The 5,199-nt window shown below is 36.2% G+C and carries 4 protein-coding genes; all 4 read left to right on the forward strand.

What is annotated here, in order from left to right:
* The first annotated feature begins 112 nt into the window (after positions 1-112).
* The 4 genes from EPX21_RS17930 to EPX21_RS17945 are packed head-to-tail and all read left to right on the forward strand — an operon-like array spanning position 113 to position 5,000.
* Positions 113-646: a hypothetical protein gene (locus EPX21_RS17930; RefSeq protein ID WP_134091061.1), complete on the forward strand. Its 534-nt coding sequence runs from the start codon at positions 113-115 to the stop codon at positions 644-646.
* The gene (locus EPX21_RS17935; protein WP_134091062.1) at positions 643-1,764 is read left to right on the forward strand and encodes a YhcG family protein; all 1,122 of its coding nucleotides are present in this window, start codon (positions 643-645) and stop codon (positions 1,762-1,764) included. Before EPX21_RS17930 ends, EPX21_RS17935 begins: the two co-directional genes overlap by 4 nt.
* A gap of 46 nt (positions 1,765-1,810) precedes the next feature.
* Entirely contained in the window at positions 1,811-3,802 is a 1,992-nt protein-coding gene (locus EPX21_RS17940) for a DEAD/DEAH box helicase (protein WP_134091063.1), read from the forward strand.
* Positions 3,795-5,000 (forward strand): GIY-YIG nuclease family protein, encoded by a 1,206-nt coding sequence (locus tag EPX21_RS17945; RefSeq protein ID WP_134091064.1) that lies wholly within the window; start codon positions 3,795-3,797, stop codon positions 4,998-5,000. Before EPX21_RS17940 ends, EPX21_RS17945 begins: the two co-directional genes overlap by 8 nt.
* Positions 5,001-5,199 lie beyond the last annotated feature (199 nt).

Below are 5,199 nucleotides of genomic sequence, written 5' to 3' on the forward strand. Positions count from 1 at the left end.
AAACTCCTCTGGAGTTTCCCACATTCCAACATCTTAATCAACAACAATAAAAGTGTCTACTTTTTTTAGGACATGACAGAGCTCAGAATTAATAGTATCCATAGCTTTATTAGTGGTAACGGCTACTTATGCCTTAGTTACCGTCTTTCAACTTATTGAAAGTAGAAAAGTACGTTTTCAAAAAGAGTCGCCCAACATTGTTCCATATTTGAAAGCTTCAGAGACACACGGTGTAATGGAGTTTTATATCAAAAATTTTGGCGAGGGTGTTGCAAAGGATGTAAAGGTTGACGTGATTAAGGATTTTGAACGTTTTGGAGATAGTAAAATGCTTTTATCCGAAATAGGGATAGTAAAAAATGGAATGAATTACTTTCCCCCGCAATATCAGTTAAAATTTTATCTTGGCTCAATGATTGAATTGCATGAACATAATCAGGACGATTTTATAGCCGTAAAAATTTTGTGTTCAAGCTTAGATGGAAGAAAATTTACTAATAATTTTAAGTTATCTTTTAACCAAATATCTGATCAGAATTATTCAGAGCCGCCCGAGACTTACATAGGTAGAATATCCTATTATCTAAAGAAGATAAGTGAGCACTTGAAAAAAGATTCCGAGGTTAGTAAAAGTAAATCAAAATGAAAATTGAAAATACAAATAAGCAAGATTTTGAATATATTTTAACACTCATACAGAATGCACGTAACCTTGCTTATAGTAAAGCGAATAGTGAGCTGGTTCTATTATATTTCAATGTCGGCAAAATTGTATCAGAAAAAGTAGATACTGGCAGCTGGGGAGAAAAAACTGTTCAACAACTAGCTGATTATATTTATTCTAAAGCTCCTAATCTATCAGGATTTAATAGGCGAGGACTTTACCGCATGAAACAATTTTACGAGCTATACAAGGCCGAATCAGACGTTTTTTACCTATGGATACAAACAGTGTCTCCAATGGTGACACAAATAGGAAATGATAAAAAAGAAATTGTGTCGCCAATGGCGACACAATTAAACGATGCAGATTACAACCATGCTAAATTTTTGTCATCCGTGCTTTTACAAATATCATGGGCAAACCACTTAGAGATATTTTCGGCTGTAAAGCAACCTGAGCATATTTTATTTTACTTGTTAATGAATATTAAAGAAAAATGGAATAAGATGGAGGTACGTCGGCAGATAAAATCGGCATCATTTGAGCGTACCATGCTATCAAACAAACTGATTTCATCCGCAACATCCAGCTTGCCAGAAAATTTGTTTAGAGATCCATATATGTTTGAATTTTTAGACTTGCCTGATGGACACACAGAAAAAGACTTGGAAAAAGCGATAACGCTTAATTTACAAAAATTTATTCTGGAAGTCGGCAAAGGATTTACTTACATGGGCAATCAATATCGACTGCAAGTTGGCAACAAAGATTACTATACCGATTTGCTATTTTACCATCGGGATTTACAGTGCTTGGTATTATTTGAATTAAAGATTGGAGATTTTGAACCTGAGTTTTTAGGCAAACTCAATTTCTATTTAGAAGCACTGGACAGAGACGTAAAAAGACCACATGAGAAAGCAAGTATAGGGGTTTTACTTTGCAAAGGAAAAGATAATGAAGTTGTAGAGTATGCCATGGCACGCAATACAAGTCCATCAGTAATCGCCGATTATGAAACCAAACTGATAGACAAAAAGATATTGGCAGAGAAATTACATCAATTGTCAGAGGCATTAGATAAGTCTGAGGATAGATAAATTACCCAAAAGAATTTAATGTAACTTAGAAAAGAGAGTTGTAAAAATGGAGCAGAAAAATATTCAACATCCCGAATACGTAAAACCGATCAATTTGGTAAAAGTAACTTATGCCCAAACAGGGCAAAGCAAATCTACGAATGCTTTAGGTATGCGGGAGATGCAGGCTAAAGCTTATGAAGCTAGGACTGCCCAATACATTCTATTAAAAGCTCCGCCTGCTTCGGGAAAATCTAGGGCCTTGATGTTCTTAGCTTTGGACAAATTGATAAATCAGGGTTTAAAAAAGGTAGTAGTTGCTGTTCCGGAACGCTCCATAGGAAATTCGTTTGCACCAACTGAATTATCAAAATATGGTTTTTATGCGAATTGGGAACCTAACCAACGTTATAATCTCTGTACCCCGGGCAGCGATAAAAGCAAGATAAAAGCCTTTCATGAATTTTTAGCATCTAATGAACGTATTTTAATTTGTACCCATTCAACGTTACGCTTTGCATTTGATGGATTAAAGGAGACAGATTTTAATGACTGCCTTTTAGCAATTGATGAGTTTCACCATGTTTCTGCGGATGGAGAAAACATATTGGGCAATGTGCTTCGTAATATAATGGCAAAATCCAATGCTCATATCATAGCCATGACAGGTTCCTATTTTAGAGGCGATAGCGTACCGGTTTTATTGCCAGAAGATGAAGCTAGGTTCACAGCAGTAACTTACAATTATTATGATCAGCTGAACGGTTACGAATATCTCAAATCATTGGGAATAGGATATCATTTTTATAGAGGCCGATATTACAAATATGACTCCGAAAAGGGAACATCGGCATTAGAGGAAATATTGGACGAAACCCTAAAAACAATCATCCATATACCCAGTGTTAACTCTGCCGAATCCTCTAAAGAAAAACTGGAAGAAGTAAACCATATCATTGATTGTATAGGAAATCTGGAATATCAGGATACAGAAACAGGTGTCCTTTATGTAAAAAGTAAACGATCTGGACGGATATTGAAGATTGCTGATTTGGTTAATGATAACCTAAAAGAGCGCGATAAAATTGTGGCGTATTTGCGAGGGGTTAGCTCACCTAATGATATTGATATGATCATCGCATTAGGAATGGCCAAGGAAGGTTTTGACTGGCCCTATTGCCAGCATGCTTTGACCATAGGATATCGTGGATCACTTACCGAGATTATCCAAATCATTGGACGTGCCACTCGAGACAGCAGCAATAAGTCACATGCTCAGTTTACCAATCTAATTGCACAGCCTGATGCAGTTGACGATGACGTAAAGCTAGCGGTAAACAATATGCTGAAGGCAATTACCGCCTCTTTACTGATGGAACAGGTGCTCGCACCGAATTTTAAGTTCAAACCTATGGAAGATGAAGACGATTCAGATGACGAGGGAAATACGATCAAAATCCGCGGTTTCAAAAAACCTACTTCACAAAGAGCTAAAGATATTATAGAAAGCGACTTGAATGATTTGAAAGCTAAAATTTTGCAAGACGACACTATGTTGAAAGCTATGCCTGGCAACATAGAACCGGAGGTTATCAATACTGTAATCATCCCTAGAATCATCCGTGAAGTATATCCAGATTTGAGTGATGAAGATGTTGAAGCTGTAAGACAATACGTTGTCGTAGATTCTGTCATCAAAAATGGCGAAGTAGAAGATCATGGTTCAAAGAAATTTATACGTATGGCGGGTTCATTTGTGAATATAGATGACATTCATATCGATCTGATAGAGACGATTAATCCTTTTCAAAAGGCTTTTGAAATCCTGTCTAAAAACGTGACAAAATCAGTATTGAAATCTATTCAAGATGCTATAAACATCACAAGGATTGAAATGACTGAAGAGGAAGCTGTTGCTTCTTGGGAAGCTATAAAGCGATGGAAAGTAAATACAGGAAATGCTCCCGATATCAATTCATACGATCCAAAAGAACAACGATTAGCCCAAGCTTTATTATTTTTGCAGGACGCTAAACGTAAACAATCTAAAAATGGCTAAGACATTAGACGATATCTTCGATGACGATGATTTTGGGTTATTAAACGCCAAAGAGCCTCATCAAAATTATATGCGTACAGATGAAGACCGCCTTATTGATGCGTTTGAAGAATTGAATGTTTTTTTTGAAAAACATAATCGAGAACCTGCGAAAACATCAATGTCTGAATATGCTTTGTTCGCTCGTTTGAAAGAATTGCGCTTAAATCCCGCAAAAAAAAGTGTGCTTAAGCCGTTCGACCGATTTAATCTATTGGGAAAAGAAGAGAGTACTAAAGCTGAGTCCTTAAATGATATATTGGCAAATGATAATATGGGGTTATTGGAAACCGAAGGAGATACCTCTATTTTTGATTTTGTCCATACGCCAAAAAGCGGAAGTAGGGCAGATGCAGAATATATCGCTCAGCGAAAAGCATTACCCAATAAAGAATTTGAACGCTATGACCTCATGTTTAAACAGGTACATCAAGAACTGAAGGAAGGGAAGCGACGTTTGCTTCCGTTTTCCGATGCTGAAAGAAACCTGAAGGAGGGTAACTTCTACCTTGTAGACGGGCTTCTAGCTTATTTGGAAGTTTCGGATGCTGAAAAGGTATTGAAAGAAAATAAATCAGGCGACAGGGTGCGACTGGAAGGAAGGACTGTCACCATATTTGAAAACGGCACCATTAGCAATATGTTATTCAGATCGTTAGGAAAAGCCATTCTTAAGAATGGCAAAATGATCACAGACACAGATGAAAATTTACAGAAGCAGCTAATCAATAATGCCAATCTGGCACGCGAAGAATCCTTACAATCTGGTTGGATATACGTTTTACGATCTAAATCAAATAATCCTAATATTAGTGATTTAAAAAACTTATACAAAGTAGGCTTCTCAAAATTGCCTGTGAAAGAAAGAATTAAACATGCCAGTAAAGAAGCTACGTATCTATTTGCTGATGTAGAAATAGTAGCTAGCTATAATTGTTACGGAGTTGAAATGCACGCTTTGGAAAATTTATTGCATCGATTCTTCGGAGGCGTTTGTTTGAATCTTGATATTTATGATCAAAATGGAAATCGGTTTGTTCCAAGGGAATGGTTTTGTGTTCCAATCAATGTCATAGACGAGGCAATTCAATTGGTTAAAAATAATACCATATTCAATTTCAAATATGATGAGAGTCAAGAGAGAATAATATTGAAATAATAAGTAAATATTTATTTGACATCTCTACATGGATTCATCCTCAGTTTTGGTGAAAGTATATTTAAAAAGTATTTCGCTTATCAGGCAAAGATATCAATAAGTTTTTGCCTAAGCTGGTAGCACAAGCGTCCAAAACGTTGAAAAATAAATAAGAAAAAGAAGGAGGTACGGCTGAAAAGCCGTAAGTTTTGAGTCTCTA

Source organism: Olivibacter sp. XZL3 (assembly GCF_004368405.1).
GTDB lineage: Bacteria > Bacteroidota > Bacteroidia > Sphingobacteriales > Sphingobacteriaceae > Olivibacter.

Bases quoted from the DNA above. Each gene is read 5' to 3' on its own strand.
- EPX21_RS17935 (WP_134091062.1), top strand. From the start codon at position 643: ATGAAAATTGAAAATACAAATAAGCAAGATTTTGAATATATTTTAACA.
- EPX21_RS17945 (WP_134091064.1), top strand. From the start codon at position 3,795: ATGGCTAAGACATTAGACGATATCTTCGATGACGATGATTTTGGGTTA.
- EPX21_RS17940 (WP_134091063.1), top strand. From the start codon at position 1,811: ATGGAGCAGAAAAATATTCAACATCCCGAATACGTAAAACCGATCAAT.